The sequence below is a fragment of the Oleiphilus sp. HI0043 genome (assembly GCF_001634935.1).
Map to the genome: position 1 here is coordinate 1 of NZ_LWEY01001792.1, position 1,670 is coordinate 1,670.

General features: G+C 41.7%; 2 protein-coding genes. Both read right to left on the reverse strand.

Annotation, left to right across the window (positions count from 1 at the left end):
• Positions 1-55: 55 nt before the first annotated feature.
• Positions 56-658 carry a YfaZ family outer membrane protein gene (locus A3729_RS27545; protein ID WP_082865048.1) on the reverse strand — a complete coding sequence of 201 codons (603 nt, stop codon included), beginning with the start codon at positions 656-658 and terminating at the stop codon, positions 56-58.
• 77 nt (positions 659-735) lie between these two features.
• Positions 736-1,670, reverse strand: a 935-nt coding sequence (locus tag A3729_RS27550; protein WP_156498181.1) for a DUF3187 family protein, incomplete at its 5' end; no start/stop codon positions are given.

The window sequence follows — 1,670 nt, forward strand, 5'->3', positions numbered from 1 at the left end:
TAGTTTATCTGATGAATCCGGCTTAGTCTCTGCGTTTGCAGTGCTCTCCTGAGTCTTATAGTGCTAACTGAAGACCAAGGTATACGCCGCTTTCAAGGGTTTCATTCTTGCCATCTAATTCGCTGCCAACATTCATATAGCGGAAGCCGAATGCGATATCGGCATTTTCAATAATTCGGTAATTGACTTGGGTTCTAAAACGACTGAACTCGTCAGAGTCTCCAAAAGATAGTACCTTGGGCGCATAATGTAGATCTGTTTCAAATGATAAGCCAGGTGCGCTTGGTAGGTTTAGCCTTAGTGAACCGCCAATTCCAACAGCAGTACCTTTGAAATCCTCGATTTTAAAAAAGTTACTTTCAAATCCAATAGCAACTGTTGCTGGCATATTACCGATAACGGTTTGTCCTTTTGCATGTAGGTCAACGTTTAGAATATTGGTTGTGTAATCGTCATCTTTATAGAAGTACCCCATGCCAAACCTTGCCTTAGACCGGCTATTATCTTTAGTATAGTTTCCGTGAACCGCGTCATTGCTGAGTCTGAGATCAATCTCATCAGCATGGGCTGTGGGTGTAGATAGTACAAGTGTATATCCGATCAACCCGATAAATGATAATAAGCCAGGGTTTAACTTTCCTTTTTTAAAGCATTGCATTGGTTTTCAAGTTCCTTGTTAGTCAATTCTTTACTTGGTAATTAAGTTCTTAACACCGAAAGTTTCTAAGGTGAGTTTTAAAGTCTAATTCTTAGGCTTGTCTTAAGGATCACATCTGGTACGGATCGTGGCCTAATGTCTTCAGCAATCATCAGATTTATTGATATATCCTGACTGAAACGGTGTGCGCTTTCAAAGGATATTTGCAGCGGTACCCAGCCAAGTTCACGTAGCTCTGTTTTGAACAAGGGGGAGTGAGTATCAATCTGACTTTTTAACTGCCAATTAGGACTAATTAGCCACGCGAACCCTGCGCGAAAAGAAAGGTTTACAGGATGCTGCTCAAGAATCTTAAGTTGCTCTGACTTTCCTATATAGCCAAGACCAGTACCGTACCATAAAGAAAGCTTTGTTTGTTCAAAAAAATTGCGCCTTTTGAACCACTCAGGGTTCTGCTGGGTGATGCTAAAATTTATGTCGAAGGCTTCACTGCCTGTTTGATTCGTGTAGTTGCCAGTGGGAATTTTAAGTGTAGCGTTGTATTGAGTATCGGAGATTTCTTTCATTTTCCATGCGAATGAAACCTCGGTGTCACCCCATGAAGACGCTTCCCGCTGAAAAGATAATACCTGCTGATTTTCAGAATAGAGTGTCCAGTTGAACCTATCGTGTTGCTTATCGGAGCGGCCATTTTGTGGAAGTGCTAATGCATCATGGAAGTGGAAAATAAATCGATCACCTAAACCGCCGCCATGTTTTATCCAGGACGCGTCTACCAGAATGCGAAGCTGTTGAGAATATTGGTATGAAACTGTGTTTCTAAATCTCCAGGTTTCTCCGTCTATGCGAAAATAGTCGCCATTTTTATCTGTAGTGCTGATGTAATTGGTGAGCGAAGCGTCTGATTGTAAATGAATCGATCCGATTTGCTCAGTTGGGTAAAAGCTAGCTCTTGGGAGAGAGAAAAGCATAGCAATAGGGCTGTTGTTTCGAGCGTCTATTGTCTCGCTAT